This is a genomic window from Vibrio harveyi NBRC 15634 = ATCC 14126 = KCTC 12724, assembly GCF_001591145.1.
Lineage (GTDB): Bacteria > Pseudomonadota > Gammaproteobacteria > Enterobacterales > Vibrionaceae > Vibrio > Vibrio harveyi.
Map to the genome: position 1 here is coordinate 96,436 of NZ_BCUF01000006.1, position 25,787 is coordinate 122,222.

Genomic DNA, 25,787 nt, shown 5'->3' on the forward strand with positions numbered 1-25,787 from the left:
GCGGAATAAACCCATTAGTACATAAAAAAGGGCGATGATATCGCCCTTTTGTATTTCTCTATTCTTAATAGCAAATCTTGTTCTTGCCCGTGCTCTTCGCTTCGTAAAGCTTTTCATCGGCAAGTTTGAATAGCTCATCAAAGCTTTCCAGTTGAGGAGAAGACTGAAACTCAACCCCTCCCGACACTGTGAACCCACCAGACACCACTTTTCGTGAGTTTTTAGCAATTGCGCTTCGCACACGCTCTAAGATGCGAAGCATACTGTCAAAGTCTTCATCATAAATCGCTAAGACAAACTCTTCGCCACCAAAACGGGATGCGACGTCCGAGTGGCGGATGTTCTCGCGTATGCACTTTGCAACCAGACGGATAGCATCGTCGCCGACATCATGACCATGTGTATCATTGATTGCTTTGAAGTCATCGATATCAAACACTGCGAGCGCAACATGTTTTTTGGTCATTTTATTGCGCCAAACCGCTTGTATGCCACGGCGGTTTAGCAGCCCCGTCATTGGGTCTTTTGCCGCCAGTTCTTGGAAATAACGGCGCTCTGTACGGGTATTCACTAAGAACAAGGCCACAGTACTCAGTACGTAGATGAAAAACGCTACAGCCACGCTGTACTTTTCAAAGACTAATAAATTCTTAAATTCATCCCACCAATTGTATTCATAGAATATGCGATGATTTGAGCTCAAACGCTCATGTTCTATTGGCTGTAAACGGATTACATGCTTAGGTATGTCCATCATTCCAGAGATGATATGTAACTTACCTATTAGGTTTTCATTCGTTTCAAGTAAGTTATCCACATCAAAATCTATGGATAAAACGCCTTGGTGTTTACCCTTTTCGTAGATAGGTACAGTCAGGCTCACTACTTGCCCATCGTGCCGATCTAACATCGGTGCGGGACCAGACATGGTTACTTTGACGGTTTCCTGCGCTGTTTTCTGCCAGAAAGGTCTCGCCTTTAAAGTCTCCCAAAGTGCTTTGGAAAAGTACTGAGCGTAAGTATCTGGAGAAGAAATAACATACCCACGCTGATCAATATAGTGAATACCAATCACATGTGATTCGATATCATGTAGAAATGACAAAGACGGAGCAAAGCCTGCTTTTTGTTCTGCCAACTTAAACAGTTTAGTTCCTGGTTCACACAGTTCTTTTTGTCCAACAATCATGTAGTCAAGCTCAACGGCAGGCAGACCTCCGGAGTGCTTGTTTTCTAAAAGCAGCACATCAATCGGCCAAACAAAACACAGATCATTTTTGATCATATGATTGTGCTCTTGAAACAGAGGGTGAGCTGGGTTGGAGTAGTTAACAAAGCTGTAATCCAGCGCCGTTAATACTTTGATAGCACGATTAATAGCACGATCAACTTGCGCGTACTCTAATGTAATGTAGCGATTCATCGCGTCGTAGTAGTTCTTTGCAGTCACCACCATGACGGCAAGGAATAATAGTAGGGGGAAGAAGATGACAAACTTGAGGCTAAATCGCCTTTTAGTACCCATTGAACACCATTGATTATAATAATATCAGCCCTTCGAAAGCTTAGGCTATCGAAGGGCTATTTATAGTTTTTCACTTATGTATTCATAAATTTTAATAAAGAAGGCGCTCGAAGTCACTCCATCTGCCATACTTTGCAGTTCATTGCTGGGATATTGACAGAAAAATGACGTTCAACAGGCATTAGTTCACCTTTGTCTAATAATTGATGCAGGTGTTTAGCATTTAAGCCAAGTTGCCACAATGGTAGGTTAACATCTTGGTCACTGCTGCTAAGGTTAAATGCCACAACTATTGCTTCATCTTGCCATTGACGCACATATGCCATGACTTGTTCACCACAATGAAGCCATTGTAAGCTACCACATTGTAGTGCCTTGTATTTCTTACGGATTTCTATCCATTCCTTATACAAAGGTAACCATTTAGAAGTCGTTATTTGGTCCCAAGGGAAACAACGTCGATTGTCTGGGTCGAGCCCTCCCTCTAGTCCAACTTCACTGCCATAGTAAAGACAAGGTGTTCCAACGTAAGTCATCAATAATGCAAGCGCCATTTGCATTTTTTCTTCATTTCCATTTAATAGCGTCAGAAAACGGGCGGTATCATGACTGTCTAATTGATTAAGCTGCGACAGCTGATTTGCAAACGGTACTTTGGCACGAGCTTCATCTACCCATTCTTTGAAATCCAACGCATTGATATCAATCGGATCATACATAATGTCTTGTTTGGCAAATAACGCACGTACAGGGTGGGCAAAGCCATAATAGTTCATCGCTCCATCTTCTTGTCCACCTTGTAGCCACTGCGTTGCCTCAAAGAAGTGTTCACCTAACACATATGCATTCGGATTGGTGGACTTAGCAGCTTGACGGAAAGCTTCCACATAGTGGGCATTATTCTTCGCACCATCGCCCTCGCCTAGCATATGGATAACGTCGAAGCGCCAACCATCTACACAATAAGGAGGTTTGAGCCAATGTTTGATCACAGCTTCTTCACTTTGGTAGATGTAATCACGTACCTGTTCATTTTCGAAATTGAGAACAGGGAGGTTACCAATCCCTTTCCAGCCAATATAGTTGTTGGTTTGACCTTCGAAGAAGTAATAATCACGGAAATCTGAATTGGGATTTCCATAAGCGCCCTGACCTTCTTGCTTGATATCAAACCAAGGATGATGAACAGACGTGTGGTTAAACACAGCATCCAAAACAATCTTCATTTGTTTGCCACGAATTTGCTCACACAACTGCGCAAACTGCTCATTCGTGCCAAACATAGGGTCAATCTGGAAGTAATCCGTTGTGTCATATTTATGATTACTTGGCGCTGTAAAAACTGGGTTAAAGTAAAGTGCTGTGACACCCAGACCGGATAGATAATCCAGCTTTTGTTCAATGCCTTTTAGATCCCCACCAAAGAACTCGCGAGCCCCCGTATTTTGGTGCGTTCCAACGGCATCTCCCCACGCCTTCACCATGGCACTTGAATCGTGATGTGCATAAGCATTTTTTATAGCGGTATGCTCCTGACTAGCAGCAAAACGATCTGGGAAGATCTGATAGAAGACTTGCTCTTGAACCCAGCTTGGCGGCTGAGATTGTACGTTTAACTTAAAGTGAAACTCTTTGGGCGGAACGCGCTTATGCACACCTCTCGCGTCTAACCAGAACTGGCTCGCCCCCTTAACAAGTTTAAACACGTAATGTGTCACGTCTCGATCTTTGTTTGGAGCAAACTGACCTTTCCACAACTGCAACTCACCAGCTTTACCATGAGGCTGCATCTCAATGAGATATTCTTCATTATCAGGCTCGCACCTTACGTGGATGCGATCGAATTGGGTGTCATCCGTTTTGAGAACGACGGTCAGCCGTTCACCATCGAATTCAAGACCATCTTTCGTTTGGCTATGGAAGATAAATGGAAGGGACATGGCAAGTGCTCTTTGTGTTGGAATATTCTACTATTTTAATAAAGAGCTTCTGCCTAAAAATCCTCCTTTTAAAAATACCGTATAGGTCATTTTCTTAAGGAGGATCACGTTTGGTAGGCGTAGTCGATGAGCAGTCAATGCTAGTTTAGTAGGAGACTATCGTCAGCCAGCTCTTCTCCGCGCACTTTAGAGAACATTTCAAGCAAGTCGGGAACTTGCATATTTTTACGTTGCTCCCCTGCCACATCTAGCACTATTTCACCTTGGTGAAGCATGACGGTTCTGTCACCACACGCTAACGCGTCTTTCATGGAATGCGTCACCATCATCACAGTAAGGTCGAACTCAGTAACAATGCGTTTAGTTAAATCAATAACAAACGCTGCCATACGAGGGTCCAACGCGGCGGTATGCTCATCAAGCAACAACAGCTTACTGTCTGAAAGTGTTGCCATTACAAGGCTGACAGCCTGTCGCTGTCCTCCTGAGAGTAGACCAATGCTGTCACCTAAGCGATCTTCTAACCCCAAGCCAAGAATGCTGATGCGTTCCTGAAACAGCTTACGGCGTTTAGTAGAAAGAGCCATTCCCCAACCACGACGTTTTCCTCGCATGTAAGCAAGCGCCATATTTTCTTCGATGGAAAGCTCACCACATGTACCAGCCAATGGGTCTTGGAACACCCTCGCACATTGAGTAGCACGCTGAGCAACGGTTTTCCGTGTCACGTCTTTCCCATCAATGATCACCTTTCCGCTAATCATTGGCGTTTCCCCCGTCACGGCTCCGAGTAGAGTTGATTTCCCCGCACCGTTAGAGCCAATCACCGTAAGAAATTGATGCTCAGGAACCTCTAGGGACACGCTCTTTAAGGCTCGATTTTCTAAAATCGTACCAGGGTTAAACGTCACCTGAATGTCATTAAGTTCAATCATAGCGCCTCCCCTGAGCCGTTTTTGGATGCCGCTTGTTTGGCATTACTCACTCGCTGCTTTGCTTTCATCCTCTGTTTAAGTTTCGGTGCAATTAGAGCGACCGCCACCAGCACCGCTGTCACCAGATTTAGATCCGATGCTTGCAAACCAAACATGCCGGAACTCAGCGCAAAAGCAACCGCCAGACGGTACAACACCGAACCAATAATTACCGCGCAAACAGCAACCCAGATTTTGCGTCCTGGAATCAAAGTCTGACCAAGGATCACCGCCGCTAAACCAACCACAATCGTCCCTACACCAGACGTGACATCGGCAAAGCTATTTGTTTGAGCAAACAGAGCCCCAGCAAAACCAACAAATCCGTTGGATAATGCCAAACCAAAATACGTGTAGAATCCCGTACTGGCTCCTTGTGCCGCGACCATTCGAGCGTTTACGCCTGTTGCTCTTAACCCTAAACCAAAATCACTATTTAGAAGGCGCACAACAAATAACGCAGAGAGTAAAACCAATACGCCCACGACCAATGGTCGGATGTACATCGCATCTCCCATGACTTCAAAAGGCGTCAGAATCGTATCTTCGCCTAGTAGCGCCATATTCGGTTTTCCCATGATGCGGATGTTGATGGAAAATGCCGCAATCATGGTCAGGATTGAGGCAAGAAGATGAAGGATGCCGCAACGAACGGCAAGAAAAGCGGTTACCCACCCGGTCATGCCACCAGCGATTATCGCCAGTCCCGTTGCTAACCAAGGGTTGATACCCGCAACGATGGCTGTTGCTGCAACAGCCGCCCCCATAGGGAAACTACCGTCAACGCTTAGGTCCGGAAAGTCAAGAACACGAAACGTAAGGTAAACGCCCAAGGCGACCAAGCCGTAGATAAGCCCTATCTCGAGCGCACCAAAAAAAGCAAATGCAGACATAACTGCTCCTTTCTGCATAGATCAGATCGGTAGAACACCGACCTAAAAACAACGCTTACTGCATACTAGTTGCACGTTTCACAACAGAACCTGGCAATTGAATACCAAGCTTACTTGCCGCGCCTTCATTCACGACAAGATCTGAGCCTGTCGCCACTTTTACATCTAACTTACCCGGATCTTGCCCTTCAAGAATAGCTGCCACGTAATCGGCTGTTTGAACACCGACTTGGTAGTAGTCAAAACCTAAGCTTGCGATAGCCCCTTTCTCAACATATGACGTCGCGCCTCCAAATACCGGTTTCTTCGCTTGGTTTGCGGCAACGATCATTCCTTCAATCGCGCTTGCAACCGTGTTATCTGTTGGTGCGTAAATGATGTCCGATTTCGCTGCAATAGCTTGAGTTGCAGATTGTACATCTGCGCTTTTCAGTGCCGTCGCTTCCACAACTTTTAATCCTTTTGACTCTGCACTCTCTTTCAATAACTGTACCAAGGTGACGGCATTTGCTTCCCCTGGGTTGTAAACCACGCCAATGGATTTCACCGAAGGTAAGATTTCCTGAATCAACGCAACGTGCTGTGCGACCGGAGATAAATCAGAGAGTCCTGTGACATTCTTTCCTGGTTGACTCATCGATTTGACCAACTTGGCACCAACAGGGTCCGTCACTGCAGTAAACACAACAGGAATAGAGCGAGTCGCAGAGACCAAAGCTTGTGCTGATGGCGTTGCTATACCCACGAGGACGTCTGGGCTTTCTCCTACATACTGGCGTGCGATCTGAACGGCGATTGCTGGATTACCTTGCGCTGTCTTGTAGTCAAACTCTAAGTTCTTCCCTTGTTCATACCCTTTGGCTTTCAGACCGTCTAACAACCCTTGACGAGTTGCATCCAAAGCAGGGTGTTCAACAATCTGTGATACCGCGACTGTCGCGGTTTTAGCCAGAACGCTAGCGGAAGAAAAAGCCGTGGTCGTAGCAAGAATAGCAATGGCGAGTAAACGTTTTGTTTTCATCATGACTCCTTGATGTTTCTTCGTCCTTGAACTGCAAGCACAATGTTGCTGACGTACTCACGAGTCTTTGAAGTAGAAGATGGGATGTTGTGTTTATAGCTGCGCACTTTTTGTGCATCTAATTATCATTATTAACGCTAAGTCTCAGGAAAGAAAAGTAAGATTTAACAACAAAGTAACATTTGTGATCTCACAATCGGCACGAGAGGCGGTGATTACAAATAAGCAAAGAGTAAAAAACCATGTTGCGGGCATAAAAAATGGAGTGGCTAAAAGCACACTCCATTTCAATGAGTTGATGACCGAACAAGAAGATTAGAACCAACGCTCTAATGAAGTCTTATCCAGTTGGCGAAAAGCTCGGTTTAAAATTACTGCGAGCTCTTTATATCTTGGACGCGCTTTAGCAGGCTCTAAAGCAAATCCTGTTTCGGTAATTTTTTGGTGCAGCTCTCGATACCACGATGCTAAAGCAGGTGGCAACTTAGTATTGGAACGGCTGCCCAACCACCACATGCCTTGCAGTGGCATGCTGATTGCGAACAGTGCAACCACAATGGCTTGAGGAAGCGCATCATAATTGTTAAAAGCCATTTGAGTGAGCACACTGATTGCTGCAACCGCTGGCATCACTTTAATGCCAAAGCGTGTTGCTTTAATAATGCGTTGTTCGGGAAAAATGGCGTTCAGCTCTTTACGAACCGGCCAGATCTCCATGTAACTCTGGCCGTCTTTCAGGCTATGGATCAATCCGACTTGTTTGCTCATACCGCTCTCTCACTAAAAAATAGTTGAACATTTCAACTGAAGGCGCAAAAAATTGATGAAAGTTAATATTCTTTCAAAATTTTTTTGTTATCATTGCCTATTATCGTTATCCTTTGCAGACCCTCAATCTCATTGTTGCCGTTATTTACAATTTAAGCAACTCCGAGATTTTATTCTGCACGGATCGCTTCATAGTGGTGGATGGGTTCATCACTATTCATTTATACGGAATTAGAACAATTTTTGACCAAGATTAGTACGCACCCTTGGCGGTATCGTCTATTCTTGTGATTAATTTTTCATCCTTTAACTGATTTTGATCAGACGAATAACAGGTAGTCACACATGTCTAAGCTAGTTTTAGTTTTAAACTGCGGTAGTTCTTCTCTTAAATTTGCTGTTGTTGATGCAGAAACAGGTGCAGAGCACCTATCAGGTCTTGCTGAATGTCTTCACCTTCCTGAAGCACGTATCAAGTGGAAACTTGACGGTAAACACGAAGCTCAACTAGGCAACGGTGCAGCACACGAAGAAGCACTAGCGTTCATGGTTGAAACTATTCTTGCTTCTAAGCCAGAGCTTAAAGCTAACCTAGGCGCTATCGGTCACCGTATCGTACACGGTGGTGAGCAGTTCACTCAATCTGCACTAATCACTGATGACGTACTAAAAGGTATTCAAGACGCTGCGACTTTCGCACCGCTTCACAACCCAGCGCACATCATCGGTATCGAAGCTGCTAAACACAACTTCCCAGAGCTTCAAAACGTTGCTGTATTCGACACTGCGTTCCACCAAACTATGCCTGAAGAGTCTTTCCTATACGCTCTTCCATACAAACTATACAAAGAGCACGGTATCCGTCGTTACGGCATGCACGGTACTTCACACCTATTCATCACTCGTGAAGTTGCAGGCCTACTAAACAAGCCAGTTGAAGAAGTAAACATCATCAACTGTCACCTAGGTAACGGTGCTTCTGTTTGTGCAATTAAGAACGGTCAATCTGTAGACACTTCTATGGGTCTTACTCCTCTTGAAGGTCTAGTAATGGGTACTCGTTGTGGTGATATCGACCCAGCTATCGTATTCCACCTACACGACGCTCTAGGTTACTCTGTTGAAGAAATCAACAACATGCTAACTAAAGAGTCTGGTCTTGCTGGTCTAACTGAAGTGACTTCTGACTGTCGTTTCGTTGAAGACAACTACGGTGAGAAAGAAGAAGCAACTCGTGCAATGGACGTGTTCTGTCACCGTCTAGCTAAGTACGTAGCTGGTTACACTGCTTCTATGGAAGGTCGTCTAGACGCAATCACGTTCACTGGCGGTATCGGCGAAAACTCTGGTCCTATCCGTGAAATGGTTCTAAACCGTCTAGGTATCTTCGGTATCGAAGTTGATGGTGAAGCTAACCTTAAAGCACGTTTCGGCGGCGAAGGTACTATCACTACAGCTAACAGCCGTATCCCAGCAATGGTTATCTCTACTAACGAAGAGCTAGTAATTGCTGAAGACACTGCACGCCTAGCAGGTCTTTAATAGATTGAACTGGCTAGCCACTCGGCTAGCCAGTTTTTCTTCCAAAAGAATTTCTTAGGGGCTTAACTCCTATTCTCTGAATTATTCATGGAATAAGAGTTGAGCTTTTATCCCCCAATAGCTAAAGGTACTCTACGAATGTCTCGTACTATTATGCTTATCCCTGCAAGTGCTGGTGTTGGTCTAACTAGCGTAAGCATGGGTGTTCTTCGCGCAATGGAGCGCAAAGGCGTTAAGGTTTCTTTCTACAAACCAATTTCACAGCCACGTTCTGGCGGTGATCAACCTGATCTAACTTCAACTATCGTTGGTTACAACAGCGATATGAAGATCGGTCAACCACTAGCGATGTCTGTTGCTGAAAGCCTAATCGGTAACGACAACATGGACGAGCTGCTAGAAACTGTTGTTGAGCGTTACAACCAAATCAACAAAGATGCAGACGTAACGCTTATCGAAGGTCTAGTACCAACTCGTAAGCACCCATTCGCTAACCAAGTGAACGCGGAAATCGCAGCGACTCTAGGCGCGGAAATCGTTCTTGTTGCAACTCCTGGTACAGATAACCCAGCTCAACTTAAAGAGCGCATCGAAGTAGCATGTTCTAACTTCGGTGGTACTAAGAACAAGAACATCTCTGGCGTAATCATCAACAAGCTAAACGCACCTGTTGACGAAGCTGGCCGTACTCGCCCTGACCTATCTGAAATCTTTGATGATGCAGACAGCGCGAAGCAAAACGAAATGAAAGTGATGGAAATCTTCAACACTTCTCCAATTCGTGTACTAGGTTGCGTGCCATGGAGCATCGATCTGATCGCTACTCGTGCTATCGATATGGCTCAGCACCTAAATGCTGACATCATCAACGAAGGTGACATTGCGACTCGTCGTATTAAGAGCATCACTTTCTGTGCACGTTCTCTGCCAAACATGATTGAGCACTTCAAACCAGGTTCTCTACTTGTTACTTCTGCAGACCGTCCAGACGTAATCGTTGCAGCAGCACTTGCAGCAATGAACGGTGTTGATATCGGTGCAGTTCTATTGACTGGCGGTTACGACATCCCTGAAGAGATCACTGGTCTTTGTAAGCCAGCGTTCGAAACTGGTCTACCGATCTTCAAAGCACAAGGTAACACTTGGCAGACTTCTCTAAACCTACAGAGCTTCTCTATCGAAGTACCTGCAGACGATAAAGAGCGTATTGAGTTCATCAACGAGCACGTTGCTGGTCACATCGACGGTAACTGGATCGAGTCTATGACTGAAGGTACTCAGAAGTCTCGTCGTCTAAGCCCTCCAGCATTCCGTTACCAGCTAACTGAGTTCGCTCGTAAAGCTGGTAAGCGTATCGTTCTTCCTGAAGGTGACGAGCCACGTACAGTTAAAGCTGCGGCTATCTGTGCTGAGCGCGGTATCGCTGAATGTGTGCTTCTAGGTAACCCAGACGAAATCCGTCGCGTTGCTGCACAACAAGGCGTTGAGCTAGGTGCTGGCGTAACTATCATCAACTCTGATGAAGTTCGTGAAAACTACGTTGCTCGTCTAGTTGAGCTACGTGGCGCGAAAGGTATGACTGAAGTTGTTGCTCGTGAGAAACTACAAGATTCAGTATTCCTAGGCACAATGATGCTTGAGAACGACGAAGTAGACGGTCTAGTTTCTGGTGCGGTTCACACCACAGCAAACACTATCGTTCCTCCGTTCCAAATCATCAAGACTGCACCTGATGCGTCTATCGTATCTTCTGTATTCTTCATGCTGCTACCTGACCAAGTATTGGTTTACGGTGACTGTGCGATCAACCCAGATCCAACAGCTGAACAGCTTGCTGAAATCGCTATCCAATCTGCTGATTCTGCAGCGGCATTCGGTATCGACCCTCGCGTTGCTATGATCTCTTACTCTACTGGTGAATCTGGTAAGGGTGCAGACGTAGATAAAGTACGTGAAGCGACTAAGATTGCTCAAGAGAAACGTCCAGATCTAGTGATCGACGGTCCTCTACAGTACGACGCAGCGATCATGGAAAACGTGGCAGCTTCTAAAGCGCCTAACTCTCCAGTAGCAGGTAAAGCAACAGTATTCGTATTCCCAGACCTAAACACTGGTAACACGACTTACAAAGCGGTACAACGTTCAGCAGACCTAGTATCTATCGGTCCAATGCTGCAAGGTATGCGCAAGCCTGTAAACGATCTATCTCGCGGTGCACTAGTAGACGATATCGTGTACACAGTTGCTCTAACTGCGATTCAGGCAGATCAAGCTGACCAAGCAAAAGAAAAAGCAGTTAACTAATAACTTCGCTTCTTCCAAAATAATAAAACCTCGCCACGGCGAGGTTTTTTTTCATTTCGTATTCGGATAAATCAATACAAAGCCAAAAACAAAATAGCGCCAAAAAGCACGCATCCAACCATGACGGGCGCAACTCTTCTCCACAATGCCTTATCCCCTATTGCGACAACCATCCCCATTTTCACCACTGTATTGACTGATGCCGCGATAAGAATACCCAGTGCCGCGGTTTCCACACTTAGGGTTTGAGTACTTTGTCGCCCAAGAGCAAGGGAAATAGCATCGACATCTGTAATGCCGGATAGCGCAGATAGTATCAGAACACCAGCATTACCAAACAGATCAGACAGTGCATGCGATAACAGCATAATCACAGCCAATACGACACCGAAGAACAACGCCGATTGCAATGCCAAAGGATTGGTTTGTTTATTTGATTGTTCCACCTTCCCTACCTCACTTCGACGCCATATCCACCAAGCAGGGAAGTAAAGAGCAATCATCATAATCATGACGATGGGCCACAACAATGTCACTAACTGAGGGTTAATCACTGACAGCACAATTAGCAGCCTAGGAAACATGGTACCGCAACTCAATAGTATGCCGCTTGCTAGCAAAGGGCTGATACTCGATTGTTCGCGTGAAAGATGGGAGAACTGCAGTGTGAGCGCAGTAGATGAGCTTAAGCCAGCGAAGACAGAAGTAAACAAAATGCCTCGCTTCGCCCCACCAATTTTAATCGCAAAGTAGCCCACAAATGAAATACTGGCAATCAACACCACCATCCACCAAATCTCATAAGGATTAAGTGCATTCCAAGGACCGTAAGCTTGATTAGGTAAGAGCGGCAACAAGACGATGGAAATGAGCAGCAGACGCAAAGCGGCATCAAGCTCGTACTCTTGGAGGCGTTGAAGCGCCTGATGAAGTTCTCTCTTGTTGTCCAGAACAACTGCGGTGATAACGGCAGCTGCCGCAGCAAGAACAGGCTCACCGGATACTGCCAAACTACCAAGAACAAACGTAATGACTAAACTGACGACGCCAGTAATGCTGATGTCTTCACTCTTTCTTTGCTGAATAACGAACGCAATGCAAGCAAGAATAACCAAAGCAATAAGAGCAAAGCCAAGTAACAAAGGCGTATACAGATTGGCAAGAATCCCAACCAAGCCACCAAGCAAACCGACTAAAGAAAAGGTGCGGATACCTGCAACGCGACTGCCTTCGACGCTATTACGCATCACCCAGCCACGTTGTGTTCCCACAATCGCACCCAAAAGCAGAGCAACAAACAGATTCCAAATTAGATGCTCGCCACTGACAAACTCATTGATATCCATACCCCACCTCGGTCAAAGATCGGTTGTTATATCATCAGTTTATGTGATTGGTAGGAAGAAGCTGTGATGCTAAGAAGATATTGAGAAAAAAGAAAAGCGCCACATCAAATGGCGCTTTTCTTAGAGGTTTTAAACTTAGATAGATTCTCGACCATGAGGTGAATCCAAATCTAATTCAGGACCTTTCGGTACCACTTGTGTTGGGTTGATGCCAGTATGGCTAAAATAATAGTGACGCTTTATGTGGTAGAAGTCCGTGGTTTCTGCCACACCCTCTATTTGATACAGCTCTTTCAAATAACCCTGAATATTTGGGTAATCCGCGATGCGTTGTTTATTACACTTAAAGTGACCTACATACACGGCGTCAAAACGCACAAGAGTAGTAAACAAGCGCCAATCTGCTTCAGTGATTTTATTACCTGCTAAGTAGCGATGCGTCGCAAGATGGGCATCAATTTTATCCAAAGTATCAAAGAGTGAATCAAAAGCTTCTTCATACGCCTCTTGAGTTGTGGCAAACCCGCAACGATAAACACCGTTATTCACGTTTGGATAGATGTAATCATTCCATTCGTCAATCACACTTTGAAGTTGCTCCGGGTAATAATCATCATGATTGCCTGTTAGCTCATTAAACTCAGAGTTAAACATTCGGATGATTTCTGACGATTCATTCGACACAATGGTATTGGTCTTCTTGTCCCATAATACTGGCACTGTAACTCGACCAGTGTAATCCGGTTTAGCTTCAGTATAAATTTGATGCATACGGGAGTGACCAAATAATGGCTCAGGCAATCCCATCTGCCAGCCCTCGTTGAGCATATCAGGACACACCACTGTGACATCGATGTGTTTTTCTAACCCTTTGAGACTGCGAAAAATCAACGTTCGGTGCGCCCAAGGGCAAGCAAGTGAAACATACAAGTGATAGCGACCAGACTCTGGTTGATAGGTTGCATCCGGTTTGTTTTTAATCCAGTTGCGAAACCCTGCATCTTCTCGCACGAATTTACCGCCACTTGATTTAGTGTCGTACCATACATCGTGCCAAACACCTTCAACTAACTTACCCATGACTGCTCTCCTCAGATTCTGTTTTCCACTATATTAGCGAATCATGCAAAGCTTAAAATCCAACCGCTTAGTTCAACTTGTTCAAGAATTTCGAATGAACTAAATCAAGCCTAGATCGTAGGCATAAAAAAAGCGCGACCCTATAAAAGGAGCCGCGCTTAAGCCCGTCACAGGCCGAATTTAATTACACCGCTACGTGCAAACAAGAAACTGCATGAATATCAGAACCTTGGATATTTGGCTTTGTCTTTGCACACTCATCCGTTGCTTGAGGGCAACGAGTACGGAATACACAGCCCGATGGTGGGCTGATCGGAGATGGTAGATCACCTTCTAACATCTGGATCTTCTTACTGCGTTCAATTTCCGGATCTGGAATAGGCACAGCAGACATTAGTGCACGAGTGTATGGGTGCTTTGGATCTGCAAACAACGCATCTGCTTCACCCAGCTCCACAGCATTACCTAGGTACATAACCAGTACGCGGTCAGAAATGTGTTTCACAACTGATAAATCGTGCGCGATGAACACCAATGAAAGACCAAGCTCTTTTTGCAGCTCTTTCAATAGGTTAACTACCTGAGCCTGAATCGATACATCCAGTGCTGATACTGGCTCGTCACAGATAATCATCTTAGGTTTTAAAATCAGAGCACGTGCGATACCAATACGCTGACACTGACCACCAGAGAATTCGTGTGGGTAGCGGTTGATAACGTTTGGTAGAAGACCTACCTTCGCCATCATCTCTTTAACGCGGTCTTTCACTTCTTGCTTAGTCAGCTCTGGGTAGAATGTCTCTAATGGTTCAGCGATGATGTCACCAACCGTCATACGTGGGTTAAGAGAAGCCAGAGGATCTTGGAAAATCATTTGGATTTCTTTACGCGTTTCACGACGTTGGACGTCTTTCATTTTTGTCAGATCTTGACCCAACCAAACCACTTCACCGTCTGTTGCTTCCACCAGACCAATGATGGCGCGAGCAAATGTCGATTTACCACAACCGGACTCGCCTACTACACCAAGGGTCTCGCCTTCGTATAAACGAACGTTTACGCCGTCTACCGCTTTTAGGCTTGAAGGTTTTGACCAAGGCCACGCAGATTTTGATGCAATGCTGAAGTGAACTTTCAGATCAGATACATCCAGAATTAGCTTTTTATCTGTACTCATTTGCTCCAAGCCTCCCATTCAGAAAAACATGCACGCTGACGACCATCACCAAATGGCGTCAGAATTGGTGCTTCACGCTTACAACGATCCATCACGCGATGGCAGCGATCTTGGTAAGGACAGCCAGGTGGTAGACGAAGCAAGTTTGGCGGGTTGCCAGGAATCGTTGGCAGAATCTCGCCTTCTGTATCTAGACGAGGAATAGCCTTCAATAGACCTTCTGCGTATGGGTGGCTTGGGTTGTAGAAGATTTCGTTCACTGTGCCGTACTCCATGGTACGACCCGCGTACATAACCAGTACTTTGTCACATGAACCTGCAACAACACCAAGGTCGTGCGTGATCATGATGATTGCAGTGTTGAACTCAGATTTCAGCTCGTTCAGCAGATCCATGATCTGCGCTTGAACCGTAACGTCCAATGCCGTTGTTGGCTCATCCGCAATAAGCAGTTTTGGACGACACAACAGCGCCATTGCGATCATTACACGTTGACGCATACCGCCCGAGAACTCGTGTGGGTACATAGTGATACGCTTACGAGCTTCTGGGATTTTTACCGCTTCAAGCATACGAACAGACTCTTCGAATGCTTCTGCTTTGCCCATACCTTTGTGCAGCATCAGTACTTCCATCAGCTGATCACTGACTTTCATGTATGGGTTAAGAGAGGTCATCGGGTCTTGGAAGATCATAGCGATCTGTTCCGCTCGAACCTTGTTAAGCTCTTTTTCTGGAAGGTTAAGGATTTCTCGACCTTCAAATTTCGCGCTACCAGAGATAATACCGTTCTTAGCCAGTAGACCCATGATTGCGAATACAGTTTGTGACTTACCTGAACCAGACTCACCTACGATACCTAGGGTCTCGCCTTGATTCAGAGAGAAGTTCAAATCGTTTACTGCGGTTACGATACCATCTTGCGTGGTAAATTCGACGCGCAGATCTTTGACATCTAATAAACTCATCATTGCTTCCTTTATTCTTTCTATTTTTAATTATCTGTCTTTTGGATCCAGCGCATCGCGCAGACCGTCACCAACGTAGTTGAAGCAGAATAGAGTCACAACCATGAACGCTGCTGGGAATGCCAGCTGCCAGATTGCTACTTCCATTGTTTGTGAGCCTTCTTGTAGAAGTGCGCCCCAACTTGTCATTGGTTCCTGTACACCAAGACCAAGGAATGAAAGGAATGATTCCGTTAGAATCATGCTTGGGATAAGTAGTGTTGAGTAAACCGCTACGATACCCAATACGTTTGGAACGATGTGGCGAGTGATGATCTTCCAGTTGCTCACACCACAAACGTGTGCCGCTTCAATAAACTCTTTACTACGCAGGCTTAGCGTTTGACCACGTACGATACGAGCCATATCTAGCCATGCGATAGCGCCGATAGCGACGAAGATAAGAACAATGTTACGACCGAAGAATGTTACCAGTACGATAACTAGGAACATGAACGGTACCGCATATAGGATCTCAAGAATACGCATCATGATACGGTCAACTTTACCGCCAATGAAGCCAGAAGCCGCACCGTAAAGTGTACCAATCACAACCGCAACTAATGCACCTAGAACACCAACCATTAGAGAGATACGACCACCAATCAGCGTACGTACGTAAAGGTCTCGACCTAAGCTGTCTGTACCAAACCAGTGCTCAGCACTCGGACCAACGTGCATTGCATACCAGTCAGTATCATCAAAAGCGTAAGGGGCAATCATCGGTAAGAAGATTACCGCTAGGGTCATCAATGCAAGAATGAACAAGCTCACCATCGCCGCTTTGTTACGCATAAAGCGGATACGGGCGTCTTGCCACAAACTACGGCCTTCAACTTCCAGGTTCTCTGCAAATTTCTCGACCGCTTCAAGATTCTCTTTTTTCGTTAACATAACCATACTTCCCTGTTAGTAGCGAATTTTCGGGTCAATCATTGCTAGCAGAATATCAACGATAGCGTTGAATAGAATGAATAGGAAACCAATCAGAATGGTCACACCCATTACTAGCGAGTAGTCACGGTTGAAGGCAGCGTTGACAAACAGCTTACCGATACCAGGCAGACCAAAAATGGTCTCGATAACAACCGAACCTGTGATGATACCTACAAACGCTGGTCCCATGTATGACACAACAGGAAGCAGAGCTGGTTTTAGTGCGTGTTTCAGGATGATGTAACGGTAACTTAGACCTTTTGCGCGAGCGGTACGAATAAAGTTACTGTTCAATGTTTCGATCATCGAGCCACGAGTGATACGTGCGAAAGTCGCCACGTAGAGCAATGACATACCGATCACAGGTAGCACAATGTATTGCCACCCTCCGTCATGCCAACCACCCGCGGGGAATAAATTCCAATGGAGAGAGAACAAGTAAATCAGAGCAGGAGCCAATACGAAGGACGGCATAACTACCCCGAGCATCGCCGTTGACATTATGGCGTAGTCCACCCAAGTATTCTGCTTGAGTGCGGCTATGGTTCCAACCGTCACCCCCAAAATTACAGTGAAGATAAAGGCGATAAAACCAACCTTCGCTGATACTGGTAATGCAACAGAGATTAGCTCATTTACTGTGTAATCTAAGTATTTGAATGAAGGACCAAAATCACCTTGGATAACGTTGGTCAAATATGTGGTGTATTGCTCAAATACAGGCTTATCTAGACCGTATTTAGCTTCAATGTTCGCCATAACTTCTGGCGGTAATGGGCGCTCGCTCGAGAATGGGTTACCCGGTGCGAAACGCATGAGAAAGAAAGATACGGTGATCAAAACCAACATGGTTGGGATCGCCTCAAATATCCTTTTTGCGATGAATTTAAGCATAAACTCACTCTTTCAGTCTGTGACAGTTAAAATGTAAATGATAGGCTGCACACGCTCCTTCAATGGTGCGTGTGAGCCTTATTCTTATAGTTTTGAAGTGACTTTAATTAGTCAGCTTTGATGTAAAGATCTTTGGTGTAGATCTTTTCTTCCGCGTTGTTTGCAGGGAAACCACCAACGTGCGGATTTAATAGACGAGAACGAACATACTGGTAGATAGGCGCAATTGGCATATCTTTCGCCATCAGTTGCTCAGCTTCTAGGTAAATTTTGGTACGCTCTTCTTCAGAAGTCGATTTGATCGCTTTATCAATCAGAGCATCGTACTCTTTATTACCCCAGTGCTGACCACCAGTTGTGTTCGAGCTAACCATTAGGGTTAGGAATGAAGATGCTTCGTTGTAGTCACCACACCAACCGGCGCGTGCCACTTCGAAATCACCTTGGTCTTTAGTCGATAGGTAAGTTTTCCACTCTTGGTTTTCTAGCGTTACGTCTAGACCTAGAGTTTTCTTCCACATAGAACCTAGTGCTACTGCTAGTTTCTTGTGGTTCTCATCCGTGTTGTATAGAAGAGAGAATTTAAGTGGGTTGTCTTTGCCGTAACCCGCTTCAGCCAATAGGCGTGCCGCTTCTGCATTACGCTCTTTTTGCGTCATCTTGCCGTAAGCTGGTAGCTCAGGGTTGAAGTGCGCTGTAATTTCAGGCGTTAGGAAGTAAGCAGGCTTCTGACCTTGGCCAAGAATTGCGTTTGCTACGATGTTACGGTCGATAGCGTAAGAAATCGCTTTACGAACGCGAACGTCGTTGAATGGTTCTTTCTTAGTATTGAATGAGTAGTAGTAAGTACACAGGCTACCTTCAACCGATACTGATTCTGGGTGCTCTTTTTTCAGACGCTTAAAGTGCTCTGTAGGCAGTTTAGACGTGAAATCAATTTCACCAGATAGGAAACGGTTCATTTCAGCAACACCGTTCTCAATTGGAAGGTACGTTACTTTGTTGATAACCGTTTTGTCGTTATCCCAGTATTCGTTGTTACGAACAAGCTCTAGACGCTCATTCACAACCCAGTTGTTTACGACATAAGCGCCGTTACCTACGAAGTTTTCTGGTTTCGTCCACTGATCACCAAACTTCTCAACTGTCGCTTTATGTACTGGTTTCATTGTTGTGTGACCAGCCATCATTACAAAGTAAGGAACGGCGGTATCTAGCTCAACCACTAGCGTGTGGTCGTCAGTCGCTTTAACACCTAATTCGCTCTTGTCTTTTTTGCCCGCAACGATGTCTTTTGCATTCTTCATCTTGGTGTATTCCATGTACCAAGAATATGGTGAAGCCGTCGCAGGATCGACCGCACGCTGCCAGCTGTATACAAAATCTTGCGCTGTTACAGGATCGCCGTTAGACCATTTTGCGTCTTTACGTAGATGGAAGGTGAAAGTTTTGTTGTCTGAGGTTTCCCAGCTCTCAGCTACACCAGGGATAGTGTCGCCGTCTGCATTTTGGTTCACTAAGCCTTCAAGAAGATCACGAATCACATGCGACTCTGGAACCCCTTGAGATTTGTGCGGGTCGATTGTTGCAACTTCAGTACCGTTACCACGAACGAGTTCTTGTTTATCTGCTAGTTTAGTGCCTGCTGGAACGTCAGCAGCGAAAGCGGTAGAAGAAGAGGCAGCCACTGCCAGACCAGCACCTAGAAGAAGGGCTTTGGTGATTTTGTTCTTATACATGCGTAAAACTCCAAGTTTTTCATTAGCATCCATGACTTCTCTGCAAGGGACTGGAACGGTCAGAATTTTAGAATTTTTTAGTACACTTTCTGAGCACAAAACACTAAAACCTTACAAAGACTGCGGCACACATTAGCAATCATTGAAGTAATTTGCCATAAAAATGTAGCAAAAAAACTAATAATTCTGTAATTAGTGCTCGTATTTAGCAATAAATACTACATAGTTTGTATTGGGTAGATAAATGCAGATTTGCGAGTTCATTTGGCAGGCAAAACTGTCGATAAATCTAAATTCAAACTCTTTGGTAGCATCTTATGCTAGATATATGTATAAAAATTAACATTTGTGACACATTGAGTCTAATTAATAATTGCATATATCTTGTTCGATATTTTTTATTGTGAACAAGGTCACCGAGAGGTGAAAGGAAGGAAAGGTGATGAATTTATCGGCAGGTCAAAGTAGGAAGTAAACTCCGTTTTTATCGTAAAAAAAGAAAAAGCCAGATGAGATGAACATCTGGCTTTAGTAGATTTGGTCGCAGAATAAAAAACGGTTCTACTTTTCCCAACGCTGCGCAGCTTGATGGTCAGTATCTCGTGACTCAATCCAGCGGTTATCGCTCGTTGTACGTTCTTTTTTCCAGAATGGCGCTTTAGTCTTTAGGTAATCCATAATGAATTCACAAGCATCAAATGCCGCACCTCGATGAGCGCTTGAGACTCCTACGAACACAATTTGATCGCCGGTATCAAGGTCACCAACACGATGTATCACACGGACCCCAAGTAATGGCCAACGTGACTCCGCCTCATTACAGATATCGATCAGGCTTTTTTCTGTCATTCCAGGATAATGCTCTAAGTGCAGACCGATCACATTATCACCAAGATTCATATCACGAACCTTACCGATAAACGTAACAACGGCTCCAGACGCAGTGCCTTCCGACAAGCGCTGATATTCTTGATCAACAGAAAAGTCTTCAGCCTGTACAGAAACACGAGGATCCATCTTAACCTCCTGTCACAGGGGGGAAGAAAGCAACTTCATCACCCTCTTTCACTTCAGTATCCAGTGGGACAATAGATTGGTTTACTGCAGCGAGCAATTTACCAGGCTCAAGGGCCAGATCCCACTTACCTTCTGTACCTTCACCAATTTCAACCAAGTGAGCACGAATCGCTTCAACATTGTTGAATTGATCATCGAGCTCAAGCGCATCGATACCAACCAGTTCACGCGTTTGAGCAAAGAAAAGAACTTTAATCATTATTCCGCCTTGAAGTGACCAGATTTACCACCCGTCTTCTCTAGAAGACGAACTTGACCAATAACCATGTCTTTTTGTACCGCTTTACACATATCGTAAATCGTCAATGCAGCTACAGAAGCTGCCGTTAGCGCTTCCATTTCAACACCAGTTTTACCTGCTAGCTTGCAAACGGATTCAATGCGTACCATGTTCTCAGCTTCAATTGCTTCAAGTTGTACTTCTACTTTCGAAAGCAATAGAGGATGGCAAAGTGGAATTAGGTCCCACGTTTTTTTTGCCGCTTGAATACCAGCGATGCGTGCGGTTGCAAACACATCACCTTTATGATGTTGGCCAGAAACAATCAATTGCAGAGTTTCAGGTGCCATGTGAACGAATGCTTCTGCACGCGCCTCACGAACCGTTTCCGCTTTCGCTGATACGTCGACCATGTTCGCTTCGCCAGACGCATTGATATGTGTAAATTGGGTCATGGTTTTTCCTTCGCTTTTAGGAAAGGTTATACAGATAGGTGTGGCATAAAGTTGCAAGGACGATGACTTGCATCTAGTTGTTGCTTGATGATCTTCGTCCACCCTGTGCGGCACGCACCTGTAGAGCCAGGCATTGCAAAGATAACAGTGTGGTTAGCGAAACCAGCAATCGCACGAGATTGAATGGTTGAAGTACCAATTTCTTCATAAGAAACCAAACGGAACAGCTCACCAAAGCCTTCTACTTCTTTATCGAATAGAGGCTTAAGCGCTTCTGGAGTGCTGTCACGTGAAGTGAAACCAGTACCACCAGTGATCATGATTGCTTGTACGTTTTCATCCGCAATCCACTGGGAAACGATCGCACGGATCTTGTACATATCGTCAATTACGATTTGCTTATCAACGACGTTATGACCTGCTTCCTTCGCGTGTTCAACTAGGTAACCACCAGAGGTGTCGTTTTCTTCAGTACGAGTGTCAGATACCGTTAGAACGGCAATGTTTGCAGGTTGAAATTTGCTTTCAGCGTGACCCATTTGTTCACCTATTCTTTAATTTGCTTTTTGATACGCAAGGTATCGATTCTGGAAAAATCATCAGAAGCCACGTCTGCTCCTGATGTGAAATCTGATTGGAGTTAACCGCCGATAGACGCAAGATGCGGCGTCATACCAGTGTTGCCATCGTGCAAGAAGTGACTTACGGATTTGGTTTGCAACTGTGCCTGAATACGTTCAATCAATTCGCTTTCTTGCTCGTCGCGCTCTAACAGGTCACGTAACTCCACGCCATGTTCACCGAACAGACAAAGATGCAGTTTACCCATAGCCGAGACACGAAGTCGGTTACAGCTCTCACAGAAGTCTTTTTCATAAGGCATGATAAGACCAATTTCACCCTTGTAATCAGGATGAACGAAAACCTGAGCAGGTCCATCATTATGAGAACGGACTTTCAGTAACCAACCGTTGGCGATTAATTGATTTCGGATCGCAACACCAGAGACATGGTGCTTAGCAAACAACTCATCCATTTCTCCTGTTTGCATTAACTCAATAAAACGCAATTGGATTGGACGGTCTTTAATCCAGTTAAGAAAAGCAGGCAACTCACTGTGGTTAAGGTCTTTCATCAGCACCACGTTAACTTTGACTTGCTCATAACCCACTTCAAATGCGCGCTCGATACCATTCATCACCTCAGTGAACTTATTTTCACCAGTAATTTGATGGAACATGCGGGGGTCAAGGCTATCCACACTAACATTAATATTAGTCAGCCCAGCTTCACGCCAATCAGCAACCTGTTTCGCCATGCGGTAGCCATTAGTCGTTGTAGCGACTTTTTTGATGCCAGGCGTCGTTGCGACAGAATGGATAATGTCAGTAAAGTCTTTGCGTAAACTCGGCTCACCACCTGTGATGCGGACCTTTGAGGTACCACAATCTGCAAACGCTCTTACGACACGCTTGATCTCAGGGAGAGATAAAAAAGACGAGTTTTTATTGCCCGATGGCTTGTAGCCGTCAGGAAGGCAATAGGTACATTTGAAATTACATACGTCAGTCACAGACAGACGCAAGTAATAGAACTTACGATGAAATTTGTCTTCGAATTGTTGCGCCACGGAACACCTTTCCAAACACGGGAGGCATAATCATTTCCAATTATGCCCTTGTGACAGAATGTCACTGGCTCAAAACGCCTATCCTTAGACTTAGCATAGTGAGCTCGGAGTTATGGCAACCAGAGGAGGTAAACCCCTGATAGCTTTGCCGTGTAAAATACTTAATATTTGTAATGGAATCCAGACTTGAGTGATAAAAAACTCTCTAGAAACACAATTTACCGCTTAGTGAGTACCCCTTTGGCACTCATTAAGTTAAATTGTAGTCGTTTTTTACAAGATTATTAGAAGAACGTAATGAATATCTACACCGATAAGAAAGTGGTCGCAGTTGGTGGTGGTCACGGTTTAGGCCGTATGTTGGCAGCATTAAAAGATTTTGGCAGCAATGCAACTGGCATTGTTGCTACAACCGACAATGGCGGTTCAACCGGTCGTATTCGCCATTGCCAAGGGGGTATTGCATGGGGTGATACGCGTAACTGTATCAACCAGTTGATCACTGAACCATCAATCAGTTCCATGATGTTCGAATATCGCTTCAAAGGTACTGGCGAACTCGACGGACATAACCTAGGTAACCTAATGCTGACCGCTCTGGATAACCTATCGGTACGCCCATTAGAAGCGATTAACCTTATTCGCAATATGTTGAAAGTCGACGTCAACATTCTGCCTATGTCTGAGCACCCTTCCGATCTCACCGCATTATCGGTCGATGGGCAATGGGTTACGGGCGAAACCAACGTCGATGAGATGGATGCCGATTTGCGTCGCCTCGATCTATCTCCAGAAGTTCCCGCAACCAAAGAAGCTGTGACAGCGCTTGCTGAAGCTGACGCCATCATTCTTGGTCCCGGAAGTTTCTTAACAAGCATTATGCCGCCACTACTCCTACCTGAATTGGGTAAAGCTATTGCCGCAAATCAAACTGCAAAAGTGATTTTTGTCGCCAACTTGAGTCCAGAGTATGGTCCTGCTGGGCGTATGACAATGAAGCAAAAACTCGAATGGTGCGAGCGTGCTTGCCAAGGAAGAAAGATTGATGTCGTATTGGCAGAAGAAACAGAGCCAGAGGTGCTTGAGAACTGGAATGTGGTCACCGAGTCGTTAGCTTCTACTAATCGCGATTGGCGTCATGATCGAGACAAGCTCAAACTTGCGATTGAAAACCAGTTGCCGTCGAACTAGAAAGTTCGCATCGAGAAAACGACTCCAGCTAGAGCCATTTGCTCGAATGAAAAAGCCCTTCCACACCGGAAGGGCTTTATGTTTTAGTGCTCATTGAATAGCGTCTACAAAGCGCTAGTTTGTCCAAGAGCGATAGGCATCGCGTGTGACATCAAGCAAAGCGAGCATCTCTGTGGCATCCTCACCCTGCTCGGCTAACTGATTCGACTTCGCTTTTCGGTCGATCGCAATAGCCAAATCACACAGTCGATCTGCACCAAAGCTTGCGGCACTGCTTTTGAGTGCGTGGCTGATCTCTTTCAAATAGATCAATTGCTCATTGCCTTTAAGATCAGATAATCGGGTTATATAGGTGTCCATTTCCCCTAAAAAAATATCAAGCAAAACGGGCACATTATCACTGCCTATCTCAGCAGACAGCTCTTCAATCTTTTGCTGATTTAATACGTTCATACTCATACGTTTTGTTTTTCGTCCCTGCTATTCCAAGCTTGCAACTTGCGATAAATCGTCGATGGGCTGACATCTAAGTAGCCCGCAGCGCGTGGAATATTGCCATCACACGCTTGAATCGCCTGCTCGATGGCCATTTTCTCAGTCATCCAAAGCGGCATAATGTCTGACACCGTCAAAATGTCAGGTTCAATAAATTTTGATGCCGATTGACGAACCACTGGCTGGTTCAACGGCGGTGGCAGCATGTCTAACGTAATCTCTTTGCCGTTGTTCAATACCACAATGTTGCGCAGTACGTTTTGCAACTGACGAACGTTACCCGGCCATTCATAACTATTGAACCTATCAATCACCTCTTGCGAGAAGCGGATGAAGCTTTTGCCTTCTTCGTGAGACATATAACCAAGCAACGAATAAGCAATCTCAATTACATCTTCGCCACGCTCACGCAGCGGTGGAAGGTGCAATGGGATCACGTACAAACGATAGTACAAGTCTTCACGAAAACGCCCTTCTTGCACTTCCTTCCAAGGGTCGCGATTCGTTGCGCAAACAAAACGTACGTCCACACTCTTCATCTTCGAAGAACCGACTTTTTGGAACGTCCCCGTTTGAATGAATCTTAGTAACTTTGTCTGGAGGTCTAGGTCCATCTCACAAAGCTCATCAAGAAACAAAGTGCCGCCGTCAGCAAGCTCAGCCGCACCTTGTCGGTCATTTGCCGCGCCAGTAAATGCACCTTTTACGTGACCAAATAGCTCGCTCTCAATCAGATCTTTAGGGATGGCAGCACAGTTAATGGCGATAAACGGCTTATCACCACGTTTGCTTGCTGCGTGAATTGCCTCGGCACACACCTCTTTACCAGTACCACTTTCACCCGTGATGAAAATACTTGCTTTACTGCTCGCCGCCGAGTCAATAGTGCGGTAAACCTGCTGCATGGTTTGGCTACTGCCGATAAAGCCTTGGTAATTTTGGTTGCCCGGATTATCCGCTTCATTTTTAAGCTTGGTAGCTTTACGGATCGCATTATTTACCGTGACGCGTAAACGGTCAGCTTCACATGGTTTAATTAAGAAATCTTGAGAACCATGACGCATTGCTTCTACCGCAGTATCGATAGAGCCATGGGCAGTCATAAAGATAATTGGCACGTCTGGGTGACTTTTCTTCACTGCGTGCAATACATCCATCCCCGTCATATCAGGTAGACGAAGATCGAGCAGAATAAGATCAGGAATACGGTGGTTCAGACTTTCGATTGCGTCTCTGCCTGTACCAACAATATTGATATCGATGCCGAGTGGCGTTAGGTAAGAACGGTACAATGCCGCGACAGATGCGGTGTCTTCTACCATTAGTAGATAACGAGACTTTTGACCTTCTGTTATTTGTTGCATAGCCTAGCCGATTTTTTGTTGTGTTTTAAATAATAATCGCATTACGCTTTGCATTTTGCAAATAATCATTCGTAAGATTGTGGGTATTCTAAATAAACTAAACCGAATATCAACAGGTTAAATTATGGCACAAACCATGCTCTTAAACTAATGACCCCTCGGGTCACCTAGCCAACTGACGTTGTTAGTGAACGATATGTTCACAAAAC

The 25,787-nt window shown here is 45.1% G+C and carries 23 protein-coding genes and 1 riboswitch; of the genes, 3 read left to right on the forward strand and 20 right to left on the reverse strand.

Features of this window, described 5'->3' with window-relative positions; genetic code table 11:
• Window positions 1–64: 64 nt before the first annotated feature.
• The 6 genes from VHA02S_RS05130 to yfbV form a co-directional block, all read right to left on the reverse strand.
• The gene (locus VHA02S_RS05130) at window positions 65–1,525 is read right to left on the reverse strand and encodes a sensor domain-containing diguanylate cyclase (RefSeq protein ID WP_017189371.1); all 1,461 of its coding nucleotides are present in this window, start codon (window positions 1,523–1,525) and stop codon (window positions 65–67) included.
• 113 nt (window positions 1,526–1,638) lie between these two features.
• Complete coding sequence (malZ, locus tag VHA02S_RS05135; RefSeq protein ID WP_038897682.1) at window positions 1,639–3,465, reverse strand: maltodextrin glucosidase; 1,827 nt, start codon at window positions 3,463–3,465, stop codon at window positions 1,639–1,641.
• Window positions 3,466–3,605: 140 nt separating this feature from the next.
• Window positions 3,606–4,400, reverse strand: a complete 795-nt coding sequence (locus tag VHA02S_RS05140; protein WP_017189369.1) for an ABC transporter ATP-binding protein — start codon at window positions 4,398–4,400, stop codon at window positions 3,606–3,608.
• Entirely contained in the window at window positions 4,397–5,332 is a 936-nt protein-coding gene (locus tag VHA02S_RS05145; RefSeq protein WP_038897681.1) for an ABC transporter permease, read from the reverse strand. The genes VHA02S_RS05140 and VHA02S_RS05145 overlap by 4 nt, the downstream gene beginning before the upstream one ends.
• A 55-nt stretch (window positions 5,333–5,387) precedes the next feature.
• Window positions 5,388–6,353 (reverse strand): ABC transporter substrate-binding protein, encoded by a 966-nt coding sequence (locus VHA02S_RS05150; RefSeq protein ID WP_005444747.1) that lies wholly within the window; start codon window positions 6,351–6,353, stop codon window positions 5,388–5,390.
• 315 nt (window positions 6,354–6,668) lie between these two features.
• The gene (gene yfbV / locus VHA02S_RS05160) at window positions 6,669–7,121 is read right to left on the reverse strand and encodes a terminus macrodomain insulation protein YfbV (protein WP_005444743.1); all 453 of its coding nucleotides are present in this window, start codon (window positions 7,119–7,121) and stop codon (window positions 6,669–6,671) included.
• A 345-nt stretch (window positions 7,122–7,466) separates the two neighbouring features.
• Here yfbV and VHA02S_RS05165 point away from each other — a divergent pair, with 345 nt between their 5' ends.
• Complete coding sequence (locus VHA02S_RS05165) at window positions 7,467–8,663, forward strand: acetate kinase (protein ID WP_005444740.1); 1,197 nt, start codon at window positions 7,467–7,469, stop codon at window positions 8,661–8,663.
• A gap of 138 nt (window positions 8,664–8,801) precedes the next feature.
• Entirely contained in the window at window positions 8,802–10,967 is a 2,166-nt protein-coding gene (gene pta / locus VHA02S_RS05170) for a phosphate acetyltransferase (RefSeq protein WP_005439640.1), read from the forward strand.
• A gap of 71 nt (window positions 10,968–11,038) precedes the next feature.
• Here pta and VHA02S_RS05175 read toward each other — a convergent pair whose 3' ends face one another.
• From VHA02S_RS05175 to moaA, 12 genes are all read right to left on the reverse strand, one after another.
• Window positions 11,039–12,313, reverse strand: a complete 1,275-nt coding sequence (locus tag VHA02S_RS05175) for an MgtC/SapB family protein (protein ID WP_038897680.1) — start codon at window positions 12,311–12,313, stop codon at window positions 11,039–11,041.
• Window positions 12,314–12,448: 135 nt separating this feature from the next.
• Window positions 12,449–13,393, reverse strand: coding sequence for a glutathione S-transferase family protein (locus VHA02S_RS05180; RefSeq protein WP_038897679.1), 945 nt, complete (start codon window positions 13,391–13,393; stop codon window positions 12,449–12,451).
• A 184-nt stretch (window positions 13,394–13,577) separates the two neighbouring features.
• Complete coding sequence (gene oppF / locus VHA02S_RS05185; RefSeq protein ID WP_009698507.1) at window positions 13,578–14,570, reverse strand: murein tripeptide/oligopeptide ABC transporter ATP binding protein OppF; 993 nt, start codon at window positions 14,568–14,570, stop codon at window positions 13,578–13,580.
• Entirely contained in the window at window positions 14,567–15,538 is a 972-nt protein-coding gene (locus VHA02S_RS05190; protein WP_005444728.1) for an ABC transporter ATP-binding protein, read from the reverse strand. Before VHA02S_RS05190 ends, oppF begins: the two co-directional genes overlap by 4 nt.
• Window positions 15,539–15,568: 30 nt before the next feature.
• Window positions 15,569–16,471, reverse strand: coding sequence for an oligopeptide ABC transporter permease OppC (gene oppC, locus VHA02S_RS05195; RefSeq protein ID WP_005444726.1), 903 nt, complete (start codon window positions 16,469–16,471; stop codon window positions 15,569–15,571).
• A 15-nt stretch (window positions 16,472–16,486) separates the two neighbouring features.
• A complete protein-coding gene (gene oppB / locus VHA02S_RS05200; RefSeq protein WP_005444724.1) occupies window positions 16,487–17,407 on the reverse strand; it encodes an oligopeptide ABC transporter permease OppB in 921 nt (306 codons plus the stop codon).
• A gap of 107 nt (window positions 17,408–17,514) precedes the next feature.
• Window positions 17,515–19,146: an ABC transporter substrate-binding protein gene (locus VHA02S_RS05205; protein WP_009702147.1), complete on the reverse strand. Its 1,632-nt coding sequence runs from the start codon at window positions 19,144–19,146 to the stop codon at window positions 17,515–17,517.
• Between the two features lie 561 nt (window positions 19,147–19,707).
• Window positions 19,708–20,163: a molybdopterin synthase catalytic subunit MoaE gene (moaE, locus tag VHA02S_RS05210; RefSeq protein WP_009702831.1), complete on the reverse strand. Its 456-nt coding sequence runs from the start codon at window positions 20,161–20,163 to the stop codon at window positions 19,708–19,710.
• A 1-nt stretch (window position 20,164) separates the two neighbouring features.
• Window positions 20,165–20,422, reverse strand: coding sequence for a molybdopterin synthase sulfur carrier subunit (moaD, locus tag VHA02S_RS05215; RefSeq protein ID WP_005444716.1), 258 nt, complete (start codon window positions 20,420–20,422; stop codon window positions 20,165–20,167).
• The gene (gene moaC, locus VHA02S_RS05220) at window positions 20,422–20,898 is read right to left on the reverse strand and encodes a cyclic pyranopterin monophosphate synthase MoaC (protein WP_005444714.1); all 477 of its coding nucleotides are present in this window, start codon (window positions 20,896–20,898) and stop codon (window positions 20,422–20,424) included. Before moaC ends, moaD begins: the two co-directional genes overlap by 1 nt.
• A 26-nt stretch (window positions 20,899–20,924) precedes the next feature.
• Window positions 20,925–21,437: a molybdenum cofactor biosynthesis protein B gene (gene moaB, locus VHA02S_RS05225; RefSeq protein ID WP_005433210.1), complete on the reverse strand. Its 513-nt coding sequence runs from the start codon at window positions 21,435–21,437 to the stop codon at window positions 20,925–20,927.
• Between the two features lie 101 nt (window positions 21,438–21,538).
• Entirely contained in the window at window positions 21,539–22,528 is a 990-nt protein-coding gene (moaA, locus tag VHA02S_RS05230; protein WP_005444703.1) for a GTP 3',8-cyclase MoaA, read from the reverse strand.
• Window positions 22,517–22,650, reverse strand: a riboswitch (molybdenum cofactor riboswitch). It overlaps the preceding gene by 12 nt.
• A 175-nt stretch (window positions 22,651–22,825) precedes the next feature.
• Here moaA and VHA02S_RS05235 point away from each other — a divergent pair.
• Window positions 22,826–23,719, forward strand: a complete 894-nt coding sequence (locus VHA02S_RS05235) for a YvcK family protein (RefSeq protein ID WP_038897678.1) — start codon at window positions 22,826–22,828, stop codon at window positions 23,717–23,719.
• A 114-nt stretch (window positions 23,720–23,833) separates the two neighbouring features.
• On the opposite strand, the gene luxU is transcribed toward VHA02S_RS05235, so the two are convergent.
• Window positions 23,834–24,178, reverse strand: coding sequence for a quorum-sensing phosphorelay protein LuxU (gene luxU, locus VHA02S_RS05240; RefSeq protein ID WP_005444699.1), 345 nt, complete (start codon window positions 24,176–24,178; stop codon window positions 23,834–23,836).
• Complete coding sequence (gene luxO / locus VHA02S_RS05245; protein WP_005444697.1) at window positions 24,175–25,578, reverse strand: quorum-sensing sigma-54 dependent transcriptional regulator LuxO; 1,404 nt, start codon at window positions 25,576–25,578, stop codon at window positions 24,175–24,177. Before luxO ends, luxU begins: the two co-directional genes overlap by 4 nt.
• Between the last annotated feature and the right edge of the window lie 209 nt (window positions 25,579–25,787).

What these genes read in the sequence shown, in the direction of transcription:
- malZ (WP_038897682.1), bottom strand. Translation starts at nt 3,465, where the DNA reads ATGTCCCTTCCATTTATCTTCCATAGCCAAACGAAAGATGGTCTTGAA.
- pta (WP_005439640.1), top strand. Translation starts at nt 8,802, where the DNA reads ATGTCTCGTACTATTATGCTTATCCCTGCAAGTGCTGGTGTTGGTCTA.
- VHA02S_RS05180 (WP_038897679.1), bottom strand. Translation starts at nt 13,393, where the DNA reads ATGGGTAAGTTAGTTGAAGGTGTTTGGCACGATGTATGGTACGACACT.
- oppB (WP_005444724.1), bottom strand. Translation starts at nt 17,407, where the DNA reads ATGCTTAAATTCATCGCAAAAAGGATATTTGAGGCGATCCCAACCATG.
- moaD (WP_005444716.1), bottom strand. Translation starts at nt 20,422, where the DNA reads ATGATTAAAGTTCTTTTCTTTGCTCAAACGCGTGAACTGGTTGGTATC.
- luxO (WP_005444697.1), bottom strand. Translation starts at nt 25,578, where the DNA reads ATGCAACAAATAACAGAAGGTCAAAAGTCTCGTTATCTACTAATGGTA.
- VHA02S_RS05205 (WP_009702147.1), bottom strand. Translation starts at nt 19,146, where the DNA reads ATGTATAAGAACAAAATCACCAAAGCCCTTCTTCTAGGTGCTGGTCTG.
- moaE (WP_009702831.1), bottom strand. Translation starts at nt 20,163, where the DNA reads ATGGATCCTCGTGTTTCTGTACAGGCTGAAGACTTTTCTGTTGATCAA.
- luxU (WP_005444699.1), bottom strand. Translation starts at nt 24,178, where the DNA reads ATGAGTATGAACGTATTAAATCAGCAAAAGATTGAAGAGCTGTCTGCT.
- oppC (WP_005444726.1), bottom strand. Translation starts at nt 16,471, where the DNA reads ATGTTAACGAAAAAAGAGAATCTTGAAGCGGTCGAGAAATTTGCAGAG.
- VHA02S_RS05150 (WP_005444747.1), bottom strand. Translation starts at nt 6,353, where the DNA reads ATGAAAACAAAACGTTTACTCGCCATTGCTATTCTTGCTACGACCACG.
- yfbV (WP_005444743.1), bottom strand. Translation starts at nt 7,121, where the DNA reads ATGAGCAAACAAGTCGGATTGATCCATAGCCTGAAAGACGGCCAGAGT.
- VHA02S_RS05140 (WP_017189369.1), bottom strand. Translation starts at nt 4,400, where the DNA reads ATGATTGAACTTAATGACATTCAGGTGACGTTTAACCCTGGTACGATT.
- VHA02S_RS05145 (WP_038897681.1), bottom strand. Translation starts at nt 5,332, where the DNA reads ATGTCTGCATTTGCTTTTTTTGGTGCGCTCGAGATAGGGCTTATCTAC.
- VHA02S_RS05165 (WP_005444740.1), top strand. Translation starts at nt 7,467, where the DNA reads ATGTCTAAGCTAGTTTTAGTTTTAAACTGCGGTAGTTCTTCTCTTAAA.
- VHA02S_RS05190 (WP_005444728.1), bottom strand. Translation starts at nt 15,538, where the DNA reads ATGAGTTTATTAGATGTCAAAGATCTGCGCGTCGAATTTACCACGCAA.
- moaB (WP_005433210.1), bottom strand. Translation starts at nt 21,437, where the DNA reads ATGGGTCACGCTGAAAGCAAATTTCAACCTGCAAACATTGCCGTTCTA.
- VHA02S_RS05235 (WP_038897678.1), top strand. Translation starts at nt 22,826, where the DNA reads ATGAATATCTACACCGATAAGAAAGTGGTCGCAGTTGGTGGTGGTCAC.
- moaC (WP_005444714.1), bottom strand. Translation starts at nt 20,898, where the DNA reads ATGACCCAATTTACACATATCAATGCGTCTGGCGAAGCGAACATGGTC.
- VHA02S_RS05175 (WP_038897680.1), bottom strand. Translation starts at nt 12,313, where the DNA reads ATGGATATCAATGAGTTTGTCAGTGGCGAGCATCTAATTTGGAATCTG.
- oppF (WP_009698507.1), bottom strand. Translation starts at nt 14,570, where the DNA reads ATGAGTACAGATAAAAAGCTAATTCTGGATGTATCTGATCTGAAAGTT.
- VHA02S_RS05130 (WP_017189371.1), bottom strand. Translation starts at nt 1,525, where the DNA reads ATGGGTACTAAAAGGCGATTTAGCCTCAAGTTTGTCATCTTCTTCCCC.